The sequence below is a fragment of the Lysinibacillus sp. UGB7 genome (assembly GCF_049058285.1).
Lineage (GTDB): Bacteria > Bacillota > Bacilli > Bacillales_A > Planococcaceae > Lysinibacillus > Lysinibacillus sphaericus_B.
The window spans coordinates 1-16,911 of record NZ_JBMGUV010000010.1 but is presented as its reverse complement, the minus strand read 5'-3'; the positions used below and the strand labels follow the sequence as shown (position 1 = coordinate 16,911).

15 protein-coding genes, 1 pseudogene and 1 riboswitch are annotated in these 16,911 nt (G+C 40.3%); of the genes and pseudogenes, 5 read left to right on the top strand and 11 right to left on the bottom strand.

Annotated elements, in window-relative coordinates:
* Nucleotide 1: 1 nt before the first annotated feature.
* The 9 genes from ACOMCU_RS10915 to ACOMCU_RS10875 all read right to left on the bottom strand — a co-directional run bounded on the left by ACOMCU_RS10915 (nt 2) and on the right by ACOMCU_RS10875 (nt 9,918).
* Complete coding sequence (locus ACOMCU_RS10915; protein WP_421050172.1) at nt 2–1,468, bottom strand: adenosylcobinamide amidohydrolase; 1,467 nt, start codon at nt 1,466–1,468, stop codon at nt 2–4.
* Nucleotides 1,465–2,466: a FecCD family ABC transporter permease gene (locus ACOMCU_RS10910; protein ID WP_010857947.1), complete on the bottom strand. Its 1,002-nt coding sequence runs from the start codon at nt 2,464–2,466 to the stop codon at nt 1,465–1,467. Before ACOMCU_RS10910 ends, ACOMCU_RS10915 begins: the two co-directional genes overlap by 4 nt.
* Nucleotides 2,463–3,425 carry a helical backbone metal receptor gene (locus ACOMCU_RS10905; RefSeq protein ID WP_010857946.1) on the bottom strand — a complete coding sequence of 321 codons (963 nt, stop codon included), beginning with the start codon at nt 3,423–3,425 and terminating at the stop codon, nt 2,463–2,465. The genes ACOMCU_RS10910 and ACOMCU_RS10905 overlap by 4 nt, the downstream gene beginning before the upstream one ends.
* A 233-nt stretch (nt 3,426–3,658) precedes the next feature.
* Nucleotides 3,659–3,843, bottom strand: a riboswitch (cobalamin riboswitch).
* 87 nt (nt 3,844–3,930) lie between these two features.
* The gene (locus ACOMCU_RS10900) at nt 3,931–5,598 is read right to left on the bottom strand and encodes an acyl-CoA dehydrogenase family protein (RefSeq protein ID WP_421050249.1); all 1,668 of its coding nucleotides are present in this window, start codon (nt 5,596–5,598) and stop codon (nt 3,931–3,933) included.
* 2 nt (nt 5,599–5,600) lie between these two features.
* Nucleotides 5,601–7,103 carry a class I adenylate-forming enzyme family protein gene (locus ACOMCU_RS10895; RefSeq protein WP_010857944.1) on the bottom strand — a complete coding sequence of 501 codons (1,503 nt, stop codon included), beginning with the start codon at nt 7,101–7,103 and terminating at the stop codon, nt 5,601–5,603.
* Nucleotides 7,096–7,485 (bottom strand): MerR family transcriptional regulator, encoded by a 390-nt coding sequence (locus ACOMCU_RS10890; RefSeq protein ID WP_010857943.1) that lies wholly within the window; start codon nt 7,483–7,485, stop codon nt 7,096–7,098. Before ACOMCU_RS10890 ends, ACOMCU_RS10895 begins: the two co-directional genes overlap by 8 nt.
* A 94-nt stretch (nt 7,486–7,579) precedes the next feature.
* Nucleotides 7,580–7,762 carry a hypothetical protein gene (locus ACOMCU_RS10885; protein ID WP_421050171.1) on the bottom strand — a complete coding sequence of 61 codons (183 nt, stop codon included), beginning with the start codon at nt 7,760–7,762 and terminating at the stop codon, nt 7,580–7,582.
* A 57-nt stretch (nt 7,763–7,819) separates the two neighbouring features.
* Entirely contained in the window at nt 7,820–9,487 is a 1,668-nt protein-coding gene (argS, locus tag ACOMCU_RS10880) for an arginine--tRNA ligase (protein ID WP_421050248.1), read from the bottom strand.
* Complete coding sequence (locus ACOMCU_RS10875) at nt 9,487–9,918, bottom strand: DUF1934 domain-containing protein (RefSeq protein ID WP_421050170.1); 432 nt, start codon at nt 9,916–9,918, stop codon at nt 9,487–9,489. Before ACOMCU_RS10875 ends, argS begins: the two co-directional genes overlap by 1 nt.
* Before the next feature lie 329 nt (nt 9,919–10,247).
* Between ACOMCU_RS10875 and ACOMCU_RS10870 the strand changes: the two genes are divergently transcribed.
* Both ACOMCU_RS10870 and ACOMCU_RS10865 read left to right on the top strand, forming a co-directional pair.
* A complete protein-coding gene (locus ACOMCU_RS10870) occupies nt 10,248–11,189 on the top strand; it encodes a threonine ammonia-lyase (RefSeq protein WP_421050169.1) in 942 nt (313 codons plus the stop codon).
* 50 nt (nt 11,190–11,239) lie between these two features.
* A pseudogene (locus tag ACOMCU_RS10865) lies at nt 11,240–11,389 on the top strand (RidA family protein); the annotation flags it as partial.
* Nucleotides 11,390–11,512: 123 nt separating this feature from the next.
* Here the strand turns inward: ACOMCU_RS10865 and speB are convergent.
* Nucleotides 11,513–12,385, bottom strand: coding sequence for an agmatinase (gene speB / locus ACOMCU_RS10860; RefSeq protein WP_010857920.1), 873 nt, complete (start codon nt 12,383–12,385; stop codon nt 11,513–11,515).
* Nucleotides 12,386–12,697: 312 nt separating this feature from the next.
* Between speB and ACOMCU_RS10855 the strand changes: the two genes are divergently transcribed.
* Nucleotides 12,698–14,758: a transglycosylase domain-containing protein gene (locus ACOMCU_RS10855; RefSeq protein ID WP_421050168.1), complete on the top strand. Its 2,061-nt coding sequence runs from the start codon at nt 12,698–12,700 to the stop codon at nt 14,756–14,758.
* Between the two features lie 345 nt (nt 14,759–15,103).
* On the opposite strand, the gene ACOMCU_RS10850 is transcribed toward ACOMCU_RS10855, so the two are convergent.
* Nucleotides 15,104–15,619 carry a YwhD family protein gene (locus tag ACOMCU_RS10850; protein ID WP_010857918.1) on the bottom strand — a complete coding sequence of 172 codons (516 nt, stop codon included), beginning with the start codon at nt 15,617–15,619 and terminating at the stop codon, nt 15,104–15,106.
* Between the two features lie 201 nt (nt 15,620–15,820).
* On the opposite strand from ACOMCU_RS10850, the gene ACOMCU_RS10845 reads away from it, so the two are divergent.
* On the top strand, nt 15,821–16,006 hold the full coding sequence (locus tag ACOMCU_RS10845; RefSeq protein ID WP_010857917.1) for a 2-hydroxymuconate tautomerase: 186 nt from the start codon (nt 15,821–15,823) through the stop codon (nt 16,004–16,006).
* 172 nt (nt 16,007–16,178) lie between these two features.
* Nucleotides 16,179–16,847 carry a class A sortase gene (locus tag ACOMCU_RS10840; protein WP_421050167.1) on the top strand — a complete coding sequence of 223 codons (669 nt, stop codon included), beginning with the start codon at nt 16,179–16,181 and terminating at the stop codon, nt 16,845–16,847.
* Nucleotides 16,848–16,911 lie beyond the last annotated feature (64 nt).

Sequence of the window (16,911 nt, the reverse complement as noted above, 5' to 3'; positions counted from 1 at the left end):
CTCAGCTCCTATACTTCATATTATAATTTTGAATTGCCTGCACCGTCGTCTCAAAAACACCTTTACCTATAATCTTGCCTACCTTTGTAATCGGACCACCATAAGACATTTCCTCACCATTTTGTGTTGCGGCAATCAGTAAGCTATCTGTCGCGGTGCCGGTCGCAACTGTATTCGAGCGCTCATCACGAATATTTTCTGACTGTAATGCTTTTGTTTTCGCCTCATTGGCAGTCATCATCGCTTGGAAAAATGCCTCTTCCGATAAACACCCATTAATCACAACCCACGTGTTAATAGTACCAATATATGGTTCATCTTGTCTTTCATGCGTACGTGACACATCCACAGCATTGCCAACACCTGCAGTGACGACGACAAATACACTACCGAAGGAAGCCTTATATTCACGAAGTGCGACGAGCTCTGTTGAAACGGCTGTTAGCATTACCACCGTACTTGTCGACGAAAAGTGTTCTCTTTGTAAAAATTCAGCGACCTCCTGCTTCACATCATGAATGTCATAATTACCCTGAACGGAACGATTTAACAGGCAGTCATACCACCCAATACCCGGATTATGTACTGCTGAGGACACTGTTTTTAAAGGAATATTTGATTTTAATTGAATATAAGCTGTTGTTACCTTGAAATCTTCTTTTACGATAACAGCTCGTTGCTGATGCTCGCTCGCTGCTGGCATCATCGTAATTTGGGGTTTCGGAATTTCAGGATGTGCGTAAGTCGTGACTCTCGCTTGATATACTTCTTCGATTTGTGAGGCAATCAATACTTCATGTGGCGCACCAAATGCACGCATACGCCCACTCTCCATGAGCAATAATTCATCACAATAAAGCGAGGCTAAATTCATGTCATGCAATACCATAATAACCGTTAAACCACATTCAAGTGCTTCTTTTCGTACCATATCTAAAATTTGTCGTTGATGGGCGATATCTAAATGATTCGTCGGCTCATCCAGCAGTAAAATTTCCGCTGTTTGTGCTAAAGCCTGTGCTACAAATACACGTTGTTGCTCACCACCCGATAAAATTTCCATCGGGGTATGTTCGTAACGTGTGACACCTGTTTGCTCCATCGCGTATTGAACAGCTTGCTCATCTACCACTGACCAGCTCGAAAAGAATCCTGTTTGATGGGGATAACGTCCAAGTGACACTGCCTCACGCACTGTATTTGAAAATGCATTGGCATGTAGCTGTGGTAGTACTGCCATCTTCTTCGCCAATGCTCGGGCGTTATATGAATTCATATCTTTTCCGTCTATCTGAATAGTGCCTGAAGTTGCTGGTAAGATGCCACTGATTACCTTCAGCAACGTCGATTTGCCACTACCATTTGGTCCTAAAATGCCGAGTATCTTCCCCTTTTCAACTGTAAAGCTTACATCTTTGACAATCGGTACGCTTTCATAGCCACCTGATAAATGTTCAACAATAATCATACGCGTACCCCCTTGCTTCTTCGTTGCTTATAGAAAATATACGAAAAAACAGGTGCGCCAATAAACGCAGTAATAACACCAATTGGCAACTCACGTGGCACGATAATCGTACGTGACACTAAATCACAAATAATAAGCAATGTAGCTCCATTTAAAAAAGATAATGGCAATAGATGACGGTGATCTGAACCCCAAATCATCCGTGTCATATGCGGTACCACTAAACCAACAAACCCAATTGTTCCAGAAACCGCAACCGCTGCTCCTGTCAGCATAGAGCCGCCAGCTAAAATCAAATATTTACTACGTTTCACATTAACCCCTAAATGCTTCGCGCGCTCTTCTCCATACAAAAGAACATTTAACTCTCTTCTTTGCGTCCAAAGCATCGTCGAGCCAATCACAACAAACGGTGCAATCATTTGCACATATGGCCATCCACGCATGGATACCGAACCAAGTAGCCAGCCGATAATTTGTCGTAACTCCTCACCAGTTAAAGCAATCATTAACGAAATAAGAGAACCTAAAAACGAACTAAAAATAACGCCCGTTAAAATGAGTGTTTCCATTTTTAGTGACCGGTCAACTAACCTAGCAAAGCTCATAACAGCTACCATTGTTAACACCGCACCAATCATACTAAAAGTTGGCAATGTGTATAGGCCAACAACTGGAATAGAAATACCAAAAAACAACGTCATAACTGCCCCTACAGACGCTCCAGACGAAACACCCAATGTATATGGATCTGCTAGAGGATTTTTCAATAAACCTTGAAATGCTGCCCCTGCAATCGCAAGGGACGCCCCTACAAGTCCTGCCAACATGACACGTGGCATGCGAATTTTCCACAAAATATTGGCAGCTGTTTCATTTGCCGCCTTATTCCACAATACTTCTAGTGGAATGTGAACCGAGCCTATCGATACGCCACACCAAATGCTAATGATTAGAAGCGTAATCGCTGTGACATAGGCAAAAATTATTCTACTCACTCGAAAGCCTCTGGGTAGATGGCTTTAGCTAATTCTTCAAGACCATCAGCTAAACGTGGACCCTGACGACTTGTCATATTTTCATCTACTTGCACAATCGCATTATTTTTCACGGCAGTAATTGTATCAAATCCAGCACGTTGGGGAATTTTCGTTAAAATATCTGGTACATAATTATATGTCACCACAATGACATCTGGATTTTTTGCAATGATTTGTTCAGCATCAATTTTGTACCAGTCACTCGTATCAGCCGCTATATTTTCTGCATGGATCATGTCTAGCATTTCCTGCATAAATGTATTCTTACCAGGTGTATAAATTTCTGGTTCATCAGATGTCTCTACAAAGACTTTCTTTGACTCCACGTCCTTCAATTTCGCTTGCACTTCTTCAGTTTTTGTTTTCATATTTGCTATCATTTTTTCAGCTTCTGATGATTTCCCAGTTGCACGCCCTAATTGCTCAATTGTGGTATATGTCTCATTAAAGTTATCTGCGTTTGCTACAACATATACCTTGACATCAGCTGCTTCTAGTTGCTCTATTGCACCTTTTAGAGACGCAATCCCTGACTCATGCGCAAAAACGATATCTGGTGAAAGTGCAATAATTTGTTCAATATTAAACTCCGTACTGCCTACTTTCTCTTTGTCAGCCGCCTCTGCTGGAAAATCATCATAATCATTGACACCAACAATTTCATCATTTAAACCAAGTCCAAATAAAATTTCCGTATTACTTGGTATCAGCGATATAATTCTCTCTGGTGGTGCTTCTAGTGTAATATCATTACCAGTAACATCTGTCATCGTAAGCGGGAATGTTGCTTCTTCTACTTGCGGGGTTGCCTGTTGCTCTGATGCAGGATTGTCGTTTTTCGTGTCCTTGCTATTACATGCCGCAAGTAAGCCCATTGCTAGAAATGCTGACAATCCTATTTTCCAATACTTTTTCACTGTAAATCCTCCCTAATTAACCTGTCTGTGCGCATATTTTATCGCTCTGTTTTTTTGATTTATCGATAAACTTTTGCATTTTATCGCCCCACTTTGAGAATTTATCGCCCACAATCTTTAATTTATCGAAACAACCTTATAAAACTGAAAACACCCCTCATCACAAAAGATGAGGGGCGTGTTTGCACATAAATACATACGCAAAATTCCACCACCCTATCCTCGTAGGCTGTATCGTGTTGCTCTATAAAGGCAGGTCTCCTGGCTCGTGTGCTATTCGTTTTTTCATGCCTTCCCGAAAGATGTTCAGTGGCGTAGATTGAAAAAACTCACACTTACAGTGGCGGGACCGCGTCGGAATTACACCGATTTCCCTTTTCACTTTACTTAGTAAAGAACCTTTATAATATTCAGTTGTTTTCATTATACATGAAAATAGAATGATATAACGATAAACCTTACACAGATAAAGCCGTCTCAATGACTTTGAGACGGCTCACTATAGCTAGATGATTTCCGCAAAATACTGCACAGTTTTCATAGGGGCACCGATTTCACGCAATGCCCATGTGTCCTCTAAATAGATGTCTGCGAGCATTTCATATTTGCCACCAAATTTTTCTGCCCATTCTACTGCTACGACGCTTTCATATAAATGTGCCATTTTCTCTGCCACTTTTTTTGCCTCAAATGTTTTCATTGCTGTATCTAAGTGGCTGAAGGTTTGTAATGTCACTACTAACTTTTCAAGTTGCTCAGCTACAATTTGAAGCAATGGACTAGCAGTTAACTTCGCCAATCGCTCTTGCATGGCTTGAACAAACAATTCATGTGCCTGAAACTTATCCACTAAGCGAATAAGCTCTAATGCTAAAATATTGGCTGTCCCTTCCCACACTGTGAGTACTTGCGCATCTCTCAGTAAACGAGGCGTTACAAAATCTTCAATATAGCCATTTCCACCATGTAGTTCAATCGCTTCACTTGCATAATGCACGGCTTGCTCAGCTGTTTCTTTTTTCATGATTGCGATGTTCAAACGATTCATAATAATGTCCTGCTCATTGCCCTGACCACTTGTTACCTTATCGTACAATTGAATGACATCAAAGACAGTTGCAACCTCTACATGTAACTTTGCTGCAAATTTCCCTAATGTATCTTTAATCATAGGATATTGTGTTAACGGCTGCCCGAATGCATGGCGATTTGTTACATAATGCTTCGCTTCTAAATACCCTCGGCGCATAATACCAATCGAGGCAACAGCATTGCAAATTCTAGACAAATTAAGCGCTTCCAACATATAATAAATCCCTTTATTTGGCTCACCAACGACATATGCAAGTGCTCCATCGAACTCAACTTCCCCTGATGGTACCGCCTTGACACCTAGCTTATCCTTCAAACGTCGAATCCGAAGATTATTGATGGAACCATCCTCTTGATGCCAAGGTACGGCAAAGAGCGTTAAACCTTTGGATCCTTTTGGTGCATCCTCCATACGTGCTAATACCATTGCAACGCCACACATCCCTGCATTCGATGCAAAGTATTTCTCACCGTATAATCGATATTCATTCCCATCCAGTACTGCATTGACAACGTTTGCTCCAACATCAGAGCCCCCCTGTCGCTCAGTTAAAAATGTGGCTCCCTCATAAAGCGGCGTATTACCTGTCGCGCAAACATGTGGTAAAAAACGTGACTTCACTTCATCGCTCGCATAATGGTCGAGTAAATACGCTGTAGCCATCGTTAAAGTTACTGGACAATAGAAACCGGGCTCTGCATGAGACAGTAAATAACCCTGCGCAAAGCTATACACATAATTACCTTTCCTACCTAGTTGTGGAATCTCCTTATGCACATACCCTACTATACCTGTGTTATACGTTTCTTCGATTGTTCTTTTATAGCCGTCATTAACCCATATTTCTGATACTTCGTCACCATATGCGTTATATCTTTGTAGTCGAGGTTCGCCTGCTCTGTCGGTATGCTTTGCTCTTACATCAATTTCACCAGCACAAAGCTCACCAAAATCTGTTAGTTCACGCTTTGCAAACTCTAAGAACTCTTCATCTAGCATCATCTCTAATACCTTTTGCAACGTATCATTTTCTGTGAAAAAATTTGAAGTCTTAGTCTCTTCCTGTTGTAAAACCTTCATCATTATCTCACCTCTTGTCCCTTCAAAGATTGCTTTAATATCTTACCTGATGCATTTCGTGGGAGTGCTTCCACACGTTCGAAAAGACGTGGAATTTTATATTTTGCTAGATGTTCTTCCAAATAAGCAATGAGTGTTTCCTCATTAATTTCTACCTTCGAGGCATAAATCGCCTTTGCAGTTTCGCCCCACTGCGGATGGGGAACACCGATAACAGCAACCTCAAAGATACCTTCGTAGCTTAAGCAACAATCCTCAATTTCTTTCGGGTAGATATTCACACCACCGGATATGATAACGTCCTTCTTGCGATCAACTACCCAAATATAGCCATCCTCATCAAAACGAGCTAAATCTCCTGTTTTCAGCCAGCCGTCTATGAATGTAGCCTGTGTGGCCACTTCATCCTTGTAATAACCCATCATATTTCCCTCACCCAATAATACAATTTCGCCTACTTCCCCAACAGCCACATCCTCGCCTTTGTCGTTAATAATGCGTAATTCTGTACCGAGTGGCGCACGCTGACCAATACTCCCTGCCTTCAACACATGTTCCTTTCCGAACAATAATGAACCACTTGGTCCAGCCTCTGTTAAGCCGTAAACACAAGTTAAATTATCTGTTCGGAATGCTTTTTCTATGAAACTTACTTCTTGTTGAGATAGCGGAGCACCCCCATAAACCCACCACTTCATCGAAGATAAATCGGCTGATTTCAATCTTGGTAGTTGTGCTGTTAATAAATAGGCCACTGGCGCTCCAAAAAAGTGCGTCGCTTTTTCCTGTTCAATCGCATCGATAAATAAATCTGGCGTAAAAATTGGTGTCAGAACATTTGTTGACCCTACAAGCACACCAGCCATTAAAAATAAGTGTAGTGGCGCTGAATGGGTTAATGGCATCATCAGTAGTATGCGGCTTTCCGGCTTTACTTCCATTTCCACAGCAATCATTTGCGCTACTGTTAAAATATTTCGGTAGCTAAAGAGCACGCCTTTAGGTTTACCTGTTGTACCGGAAGTATATAAAATTGTCGATGCATCGTCTTCATTGAGCTGGCAATCAATGGTTTGTTTACTTGCATTTTGGATAAGTGCTTCATAGTTCAACCAGCCAGCCATTACTTGACCTGTTTTAATTTTAATAGGAATCCGTGTCATGTTTTCGACGGATGTAAAAATTGCGTCATGGACAATTATCGCCTTTGCTTCCGCATGTTGCGCGACATATTCGACCTCAGGCAAGGTAAATTTCGCATTGACAGGTACAACAATTGCTCCAATACGTTGAATGGCAAAATAACTGACGACAAACTCTACTACATTCGGCATGAAAATTATTACTTTATCGCCTTGTCTTACGCCTTGTTGCAATAAAACATGACCAAGTTGTGTCGCTTGCTCATCTAATTCACGATATGTCACTCTTCGTCCGTGACAAATAACCGCTTCATTTTTTGCATACTTTCGGGCATTCCGTGCTAACAAAGTCGAACTATTCATCGTGCATCTCTCCCTTTAGAGTAGTTAATTTTTCATTAAACATGCCATGCAATTGCTGTAATTCCCTTTTCATTTGCTGAAGCTCAGCTATTTTATCATCAATCTCTTGCATTTTTTGTTCTCCATATACGACTGTTCGTTGTAATTGCTGAATACCTGTCCGGTCAAAATCAAAAAGCAACACCATCTCCTTTATTTCTTCCAATGAAAAGCCATAACGCTTTCCACGGAAAATGAGCTTTAGTTTTGCCATTTCCTTTTTTGAAAAGGTTCGCTGATTGGTATTGGAACGATCCGGATTTAGCAATCCAAGCTCTTCATAATAACGAATGGTGCGTGTTGAAACGTGAAACTCCTTTGCCACCTCTTGTATCGTCTTCACATCCAATCCCCCCCTTCACAATTACCCTCAGTATATCATTGACGTTAACGTAAACTTCAACAACATTTTTGTAATATTTAGAAAAAATATTACTCTAAGCAGACGAATAAGTCATTTCGGACATTCCGGCCGTTCTATCCATCACTTTCACTGTTTTATCCGTCACTTCCGCTGTTTTATCCATCACTTTCACTGTTTTATCCGTCACTTCCGCTGTTTTATCCATCACTTTCACAGTTCTATCCGTCACTTCCGCAACTTTATCCGTATCGACCATCCACTTATATGCAAAAAGCCCCCGACACACTAATGTGCCGAGGGCTAAAAATTATAGTTACATTTTTTCTGGCGCTGATACACCAATTAGACGTAGAGCATTTGCAATTGTCGTACGCACTGCTGTTATAAGCGCTAAACGAGCTTCTGTTAGTTGTTTATTTGAAGCATCTAGTACTTTTTCAGCATTATAGAAACTGTGGAACGCTGCTGCTGTTTCTTGAATATAGTTTGCGACGCGGTGTGGGGTACGGTGCTTAGCCGCATCAGCCACTACTTTCGGGAAGTCACCCACTTTTTTCAATAAATCAATTTCTTTTTCAGCAGTTAACAAGTTAAGATTGTCTGTTGAAGCAGCAAAGCCTTGTTCACTTGCAGAACGTAAAATGGAAGAAATACGTGCATGTGCGTATTGCGCATAGTACACTGGATTTTCGTTAGATTGTGATACAGCAAGGTCAAGGTCAAAGTCCATATGAGAATCCCCTGCAGTTTTCACGAAGAAGTAACGCACTGCATCCAAACCGACTTCTTCTACAAGCTCACGCATTGTCACTGCATTCCCTGTACGTTTTGACATTTTGAATTTCTCACCGTTTTTGTAAAGCTGAACCATTTGAATAACTTCTACTTCCAGTGTATCGCGATCATAGCCTAGTGCTTGAATAGCCGCTATCATACGTGGAATATACCCATGATGGTCTGCTCCCCAAATGTTAATTAGCTTATCGAAACCACGCACAATCTTATCTTCATGGTATGCGATATCAGGTGTCAGGTATGTGAAAGAACCATCGTTTTTAATCAATACTCGATCTTTGTCATCGCCAAATGTTGTCGAACGGAACCAAGTAGCACCCTCTTCTTCAAAAACATGACCATTTCCTTTTAATTTATCTAACGCTACTTCAATTTTGCCGTTTTCATATAATGAAGTTTCAGAATACCATACGTCAAAGTTTACACGGAAATTCGCAAGGTCCGTTTTTAATTTGTCTAACTCTAATGCTAAACCGTGTTGACGGAAGAAAGCAAAACGTTGTTCATCAGGATTTGCTAAAATCGTGTCGCCATGCTCCTTCGCCAGTTTACCAGCGATGTCAATGATATCTTGACCGTGGTAGCCATCCTCTGGCATGTCAGCATCCATACCTAAAGCTTGTTTATAACGTGCTTCTAATGAGTAAGCTAAGTTATTAATTTGATTCCCGGCATCATTAATGTAATATTCACGAGATACCGCGTAGCCTGCCATATCTAGTACATTACATAATGAATCCCCAACAGATGCACCACGCGCATGACCTAAGTGAAGATCACCCGTCGGATTTGCTGATACGAATTCTACTTGAACTTTCTCGCCTGCACCAGCATTCGAACGACCATAGTTAGCCCCTTGCTCTAGTACCGCCGTTACGACACCTGCTAAGAAATCTTTACGAACAGTAATGTTCATGAAACCAGGACCTGCAATTTCTATTTTCTCGATATCCGTCCCTGCTATTTCAAGGTTTTCCAAAATCGCTTCTGCAATTGCACGAGGTGGTTTTTTTGCTAGTTTTGTTAATTGCATCGCGATGTTTGTTGCATAGTCACCGTTTGCCTTATCCTTTGGTGTTTCAAGGTGAATATTTAATTCTGTGCCAGCTTCGACTAAGCCTGCTTTTTCAACAGCCTGTGCAATCGCCGCTTTAATGGCTTGTTGTACTTGTTCTACTGCGTTCATCATTTTACCTCCGTAAATGTAATGTCTAATGTATAATTGCCGACGGATTGCCCACCCATTAGTAAGTCGTACTGCACATAGAAATCTCCGCTTACTGCTTGTCTTGTAAACGCCATGTTTTTCGTTCTAGTCATGAGTGGCATCGAACCGAATTCACTTTCATAATGTCCTGTTTGTTGTTCAACAGTATTGAGTGGTAAGCGCATTTTTACTGCTCCAGCACGCATAATAAGTGCCCGTTCCTTACCTAGCTTCATCGTCGTGCGGATTGTTTTCTCTTCCTGCACTTCTTCATATTTCAAATACAGACTATCTGCTTTTTCAAATAATTGCCCATTCAACCACATTTCAAATGTTTCGGACTCACCATCAATCGGACGAATCGTAGAAATGAGCTTAATGTTCACCTGCGATTTTGCTTCGTTCACCATCATGGACGCTCCCTTTTATTCTTTTTACTATAACCTTTTTATTATAGGATGAATGCCACCTTTTTTTCAAGATAGAAGTAAGGGATGTTTCATTGTTTGGCAGAAAAAGATAAAAGTTTTGTCATGCGCAATAAACATAGAAGCTACTTCATATGTGCATTTTTGCATTATGTGATTTCCAGCACACGCCTTCCCTTTGTTAACTTTGGACTGATCACCGATTTGTTACGTAGTTATCCACTAAAGTTATTGACAGGTATTCCCTTAAAGAATACATTTAAACTATTAATTCAGAACATTCAATCTACTAATGAGGCGAGGGTTGCTATATGTTAACACTTGAAAAGATTCAAGCTGCCCAAATAAAAATTGCACCTTATATTTTTGAAACACCAGTTGTACGTTTGTATGGACTCGACGATATTTTAGGTTGCAACGTTTATGTAAAAGCAGAGAATATGCAAAAAACTAATTCATTCAAAATACGTGGTGCCCTCCATAAAATGCTTTCGATGCCAATTGAACAATTACGACAAGGTGTCGTTGCCGCTTCCTCCGGTAACCACGGTAAAGGTGTTGCTTACGCAGCAAAGTTATTAAATATTCAAGCTACAATTGTTTTACCAGATACAGCACCAATCATTAAAGTTGAAGGTATACGTGCACTTGGAGCAGACGTTGTGCAATGTAAGCTTACCGAAAGACATGCAATAACAGAAAAACTAAGTTTGGAACATGGATACGCTGTCATTCACCCATATGATGACTATGATATTATGGCGGGACAAGGAACGTTAGGGTTAGAAATCTTAGCGCAGTTGCCTCATGTCAATACGATCGTTGTTCCAATTGGTGGTGGTGGACTAATTAGTGGCATTTTAACAGCTATAAAGTCTTTAGCACCACACATCAAAGTTATCGGGGTTGAACCTGCTGGCGTTTCACGCTACGCAAAGAGCTTAAAGGCCGGCGAAAGGTTACTTTTAGAAGAACAAAAATCGTTGGCAGATGCTCTCTTACCTTTACAACCTGGTGAGCGAAATTTCCCCATTGTTCAAAAACTTGTTGATAGCGTTGTTAGTGTAGATGAAGATTTTATATATAAAGGAATGAAAACCTTGCTATTAGAAGGAAAGTTTATGGCAGAACCATCCTCCTCCATAGGTATTGGGGCTGCTCTTCAGGGTATTTTGCCAATTGCCAAAAAAGACAATATTTGCTTCCTTATTACAGGTGGCAATGTCGGCTTAAATCAATTACAGACGTTTTAGGAGGTAGTTAAATGAAGCTCATATTTTTTAGATAAAAACCTACAGGGCATTATACGCCAGGAACCATTAGTAACGGTCATTTATATATTTCTGGTCAAACTTCAGCGGATCCAGTTACTGGCAAGTCTGCTACAGATGGTATTCAAGCTGAAACGATATTGGCTCTTCAAAAAATGGAGGCTGTGCTAAAGAGGCTGTAGCAGAACTATAAATATAAATAAAAGGGTGTTCCATTTTACTAAATATGGAATACCCTTTTATATTATCTGTTTGCGACTATTGCTTCGCTTTCGTCGCTGAATTTTATAGTCATTACTGCTACTTTATTTCACCCAACCTAGAATCATTTCTCTCAACAATTTCGAGGCTGTGTTCGCTGTCATTTCAGACGAATCATAGATTGGGGCAACTTCAACTAGGTCAAATCCTACTACATTCACACCACTTGCTGCAATGGCATGTATCGACGCTAGTAATTCTTTTGATGTAATACCGCCACAATCCACTGTCCCCGTACCTGGTGCATGCGCTGGATCTAGCACATCTATATCAATTGTAACGTATACATTACGGCCTGCTAGTGTTGGTAATACTTCTTTTAATGGCTCTAGCACTTCAAACTTCGAAATGTGCATTCCGTTTACTTTTGCCCAATCAAATTCTTCCTTCATGCCTGAACGAATACCAAATGAATACACATTTTTTGGCCCGATATGCTCTGCAATTTTGCGTATCGGTGTCGAGTGAGAAAGTGGTTCTCCCTCATATTCAACACGTAAATCTGTATGCGCATCAAAGTGAATGATCGCTAAATCTTGGTATTTTGCAGAAACGGCCTTCATCACCGGCCATGACACTAAATGCTCGCCACCCATGCCGACAGGAATTTTGCCATCTTCTAATAATTTCACTATGAATTTTTCAATTTCATCTAGTGAACGTTGTGCATTCCCAAATGGTAGTGGAATATCTCCTGCATCAAAATACTTGACTTCATCTAATTCCCGGTCTAAATATGGACTGTATTCTTCCAGACCAATGGATACTTCACGAATACGTTGTGGGCCAAAGCGAGAGCCCGGGCGATAACTAACTGTCCAATCCATCGGCATGCCATAAATAACCGCCTGCGCATCCTCATACGTCGGATGACTTTTTATAAAAACATTTCCAGAATAAGCTTCATCAAATCTCATTTCTAGCCCTCCATTAATATATGAACTTAACTTTTTGAAATTCACTACTATCGTAACTTCACTTATGGACTTACAGGTTTGTAATGAAACCTCAATACCCGCATCCTCGTATACTTTATTGGAACGACTAGCAAAATTCGAGTAAAATCTACAAAGTGTGATACTTTTGTCGAATGCTATCATTTCAAACAGTACAAAAAAAGTATAGATGTTTTTGAATAAAGTGCAATAGTTTTTGCTTATAATTTCGATTAAATAAGAATGTTCAGACACATACTAAAGCTAAGTTGTGAGAAAACGAGGTGAAGTCAGATGAAAAGAAAAAGTTATCAACGTAAGCAAAAGCGTGTGAAACGTACACGCAAAGCATTTACACTTTTTGTCGCCTTTGCATCTGCAATTGTAGTAGCATTCATAGCGTTACGCGTCTATGTGCAAGTGGCTGGTGCACCGCCATTAACCGTACCAAAAGCTTCAATATTTTTAGACGAAAACGACAACCAGATTGGGGATCACTTTAAAAATGAGCGTCGCTATTGGGTCGATCTTTATGAGATGTCACCCTATTTAGTAAAAGCAGCCGTTGCCGTTGAAGATAAAGATTTTTATAAGCATAACGGCTTTGACTTTTCCCGTATTGCTGGCGCGATTTTAGTTGATATTAAAGCAGGTAGTAAAGTACAGGGTGCAAGTACAATCACCCAACAGTACGCTCGAAATCTGTATTTATCCCATGAGAAGTCATGGACACGGAAAGCAAATGAGGCAATATATGCTTATAGATTAGAAGTTTTTTATGACAAGGATGAAATTTTAGAGGGCTATTTAAACACAGTGTACTATGGACATGGCATGTATGGTGTAGAAGCAGCTAGTAGGTATTACTACGGGAAGTCTGCTAGTGATTTGACGCTAGCTGAAGCCTCTATGTTAGCAGGTGTCCCCAAAGGACCAAGTATTTACTCGCCCATCGCCAATCTTGAAAAGGCGACCAATCGTCAACATGTTATTTTAAAACTTATGGCCGATCAAGGTGCCATTACCCAAGCCGAAAAGACACGTGCTGAAGATGAACAACTGGTCTTAAAAAATGAAATGTGGGTAGCTTCTAAGTCCATCGCGCCCTATTTCTTAGACGTTGCTTGGCAAGAAGCTAGTGAAATCCTGAAAACAAAAAATCTAGACATCAGTGAAGGTGGCTGGACCATTCAAACAACGCTCAACCAAGGACACCAAAAGGCAGCTGAAGAAGCAGTTGCTAGTAATATGCCTGCTAACGACTTACAAGCCGCATTCGTCAGTATGGAATCTAAAACAGGTGCTGTCACAGCGCTCGTCGGTGGTCGGGATTATGCAACAAGTTCCTTTAACCGGGTCACACAAGCAAAAAGGCAGCCAGGCTCAACTATTAAACCAATTTTGTATGCCGCTGCTTTAGAAAATGGTTATACACCACTGACTTTCTTAGATGTTGGACAAACAACTTTCACCTATGATAATGGCCGTGCAACCTACGCACCTAAAAACGTGAACGGTGAATTTGCAGAGCATGATATGACGATGGCACAAGCCATAGCGATTTCCGATAACATCTATGCGGTCAAGACACTAGAAGATATCGGATTCAAAAACTTCCATGATATGGCAAACCGTTTTAGTGTGAGTATTGGTGCTAAAGACAATTTATCGCTTGCTCTTGGGACCGTTGAAACAACGTTATATGAGATGGCTAATGCTTATAATATTCTAGCGTCTCAAGGTCAAAAAACGTTACCGACAACCATTATTTCCATTAAAAATGCTAATGGTGATATTATCTACGAAAATAAAGAAGTCGACAAAAAAGCAGAGACAGTAATTTCCAAAGAAGATGCCTATGTTCTAACTGAAATGATGACAGGTATTTTCGATCCAGTGTTTAGTGATTATTCGCCTGCTACAGGGATTGCGATCCGCTCTCGTATGACACATACGTATGCTGCAAAGTCAGGTTCTACCAATAGTGATCAGTGGCTAATCGGCTATACGCCGAATTTAACAGCTGGCGTTTGGAACGGCTATGATCAGGGCAAAAACCTATCTGCAAAAGAAGACATGGCTGCTACAAAGCAAATTTGGATAGACTTCATGGAAAATGTCAACAAAGGCACTAAAAATGTAGATTTCTCAAAACCAAAGGATGTTAAAGGTGTCGTAATCGATATTGAAACAGGTAAACTGGCAACAGATGCCTGTCCAAAACAACGTCTCGTTTATCTCAATACTCAAGATGTTCCGACAGAAAAGTGTACGAACTTCGATATTCTCGATAGCAATACATGGGGAGAGTTTTGGAATATGCTACCGTTCTCCATTTTTAAAGGACAAGGATAAAAATGCAAGGCACAAGGAACTTTTTATGGGTAAGACACGTTATAATTAGTGAACGCTCTCGACAAAAATTATAAATAAAAAAAAGCTTTCTCTTCCCCGGAGACGTGTCCGTGGGAACAGAAAGCTTTTCTTGTTTTATGGTCAGCGGAAAGGATGAGAATCATGGGGCATTCGGCTTGGGTTGTTCAAATGCCGCATAGCGCTCATCTCAATTCGCGAGACCAAGTGTCCTAGCTTACTAAAATGTAAGCTCTGCATCAAGTGTACTTTTTTTCACAACCACTTTCAACCTTATATCGAAAGCGATCGTAAAATGTCACAGATTGTTCAATCATTGCAGGTTGTTTATACAAATAAGTCTTGACGTAATTGCTCCTCACTACGTGTCCAAAGCTCTGGATTGAGCTCTTCAAGGAAAGAAGCAAGTATTTTTTTAGAAGGCGCATCCATATGTTCTACCAGTATATGACGCTTCATTGACTTATCCATTTTGTTAACGTGATCAGCTAAAATTTTATATCCACGACGTTTTTCTCGATTTACCACCATTTCACAGGCTGTCACTCCCGCATAGTAAGGTCCATCCTGTTTATGATCAATTGTCACCCATACTAACCAGTATGGCTTTCCACCCTCAGAATCGGCACGATCAGTCGTAAATTTAATACCTCGTTCTACATCACTACGTGCATGCATAGCACCAATTTCAACCGATGCTCTACCCTCTTCTATGTCAATAATGACTGGTGACACGTTTTCCAGTGAAAGCGAGCCGACACCAAAGCCTTTATGGCCATCCGTTGGGTCATTTTTTATAATAGTAAAACCCATTTTTGGTTTTGGTTTTTCTTCATTTGCCATACTTTAATTTCCTCCATTCTGCTATTATAAAGTAAAGCATATTCGCGCACTTTCCTGACGTCGCCACGCCATCCGAGGTATATCGGAAACCTTGATTAAAGCGACTTTTACTTGTCACGCGAATGCCTAAACACTAAGTAAGAAGTTTATATTTCCTTATAAACTAACTATACAACATAATTCCATAAAGGAGGCAATATTATGCCATACGTAACAGTGAAAATGATTGAAGGTCGTACAGACGAACAAAAACGCGCCCTAGTAAAGGAAGTAACAGAAGCCGTTTCTCGCACAGTCAACGCACCTGCTGAAACCGTGACAGTTTTCATCGAAGAAATGTCTAAAAACCATATTGGCGTTGCAGGCGTTCGCTTTAGCGATAAATAATAAGTGATACGGGTAGAGCAACTTAACGCTCTATCCTTTTTTAAAATCCACTGAAGACTGTCAGCGCAAAGTTAGGTTCTATCAGCGAAGTTATACTCTTATTGGCGCTTTCCTTAGACCTATCAGCGGTGTTTGCTCTTCATTACATAAAACACACTTGGAGGTGACCATAATGAAGAAACTTAAACTGACACTCCTGATTTGTATGCTAATCATCGGCCTTCTACTAATATTTATTAATCCTATACAAAATGCTATTATTGCTCATTTGAGCGAACAATTAACTACAACTGATTACAGCACTGAAGATATTGAAGAAAACAAAAATGCAACTGCAGATTTTGAATTTGAAGCGGTGCAATCTCTTTCCATTGGTGAGGTTTTAAAGGCTCAAACGAAGTTAGATAAAATGCCTGTCATTGGTAGTATTGCTGTACCAAGTGTTGGAATGCAACTGCCTATCGTCAAAGGTGTTGGTAATGTCTCACTTGCTGTTGGAGCAGGAACTATGAAGCCTAATCAAAAGTTCGGAAAAGGGAACTATGCGTTAGCAGGCCACTACTTTGAAGAAAAGGATATTTTATTCAGCCCATTGTACAATGCTAAAGTCGGCGATACGATTTATTTATCAGATTTAACGAATGTTTATGAATATAAATTAACTACAAAGGAAATCATCTCAGCTACAGATGTTTTCGTTATTGATGATATTCCTGATAAAACTATTTTGACTCTCATTACATGTGCTGATAATGGTACAAAACGACTTGCAGTTCAAGCCGACTATATAGAGCAATATCCTTTCGACGAAGCATCGTCAAAACTATCAGAGTCGTTCTAATGACAATAATCTGACAATACCTATAGAAAAAACCCCAAGACTATAATGAACTGCACCCCAATTA

Bases quoted from the DNA above. Each gene is read 5' to 3' on its own strand.
- ACOMCU_RS10915 (WP_421050172.1), bottom strand. From the start codon at position 1,468: ATGATTATTGTTGAACATTTATCAGGTGGCTATGAAAGCGTACCGATT.
- ACOMCU_RS10900 (WP_421050249.1), bottom strand. From the start codon at position 5,598: ATGAAGGTTTTACAACAGGAAGAGACTAAGACTTCAAATTTTTTCACA.
- ACOMCU_RS10895 (WP_010857944.1), bottom strand. From the start codon at position 7,103: ATGAATAGTTCGACTTTGTTAGCACGGAATGCCCGAAAGTATGCAAAA.
- ACOMCU_RS10885 (WP_421050171.1), bottom strand. From the start codon at position 7,762: ATGGTCGATACGGATAAAGTTGCGGAAGTGACGGATAGAACTGTGAAA.
- argS (WP_421050248.1), bottom strand. From the start codon at position 9,487: ATGAACGCAGTAGAACAAGTACAACAAGCCATTAAAGCGGCGATTGCA.
- ACOMCU_RS10875 (WP_421050170.1), bottom strand. From the start codon at position 9,918: ATGGTGAACGAAGCAAAATCGCAGGTGAACATTAAGCTCATTTCTACG.
- ACOMCU_RS10870 (WP_421050169.1), top strand. From the start codon at position 10,248: ATGTTAACACTTGAAAAGATTCAAGCTGCCCAAATAAAAATTGCACCT.
- speB (WP_010857920.1), bottom strand. From the start codon at position 12,385: ATGAGATTTGATGAAGCTTATTCTGGAAATGTTTTTATAAAAAGTCAT.
- ACOMCU_RS10855 (WP_421050168.1), top strand. From the start codon at position 12,698: ATGAAAAGAAAAAGTTATCAACGTAAGCAAAAGCGTGTGAAACGTACA.
- ACOMCU_RS10850 (WP_010857918.1), bottom strand. From the start codon at position 15,619: ATGGCAAATGAAGAAAAACCAAAACCAAAAATGGGTTTTACTATTATA.
- ACOMCU_RS10845 (WP_010857917.1), top strand. From the start codon at position 15,821: ATGCCATACGTAACAGTGAAAATGATTGAAGGTCGTACAGACGAACAA.
- ACOMCU_RS10840 (WP_421050167.1), top strand. From the start codon at position 16,179: ATGAAGAAACTTAAACTGACACTCCTGATTTGTATGCTAATCATCGGC.